The 346-nt window shown below is 50.3% G+C and carries 1 pseudogene; it reads right to left on the bottom strand.

Going from position 1 to position 346, the window contains the following annotated elements:
- Positions 1–346: pseudogene (locus A3762_RS27255) on the bottom strand (lipase); the annotation flags it as partial.

Here is a 346-nt window from a genome sequence, read left to right on the forward strand (position 1 = left end):
GTTCACACGTAGAACATCACCCCAGCGCTGTTGACAACTACCTACTAGACCATCATTGCGACCAGAGATCGTTGCGCCGGTGAAAGCCAAGAATGGGTCAGAAATATCAAGAGCGTTCGTTAGCAAGAAGTCGCCGCCCCATGACCAATAACGTATACCATTTACTTCAGCTGCGCCTTCTCCACACGAAGATGTAGGACGACCCGCGGGAAATAAGTCATTGAATGCTTCCGCGCCAGGTGTTGTTAGGAACGTTACCGCACCTAAAGCGTCCTGCGTGTATTCAGAATTGCCGGCAAGGGCGTCAATAATGTCTCCAAGGAAGTTAAGTGCACCTTCGATCAGT

Source organism: Oleiphilus sp. HI0125, assembly GCF_001635355.1.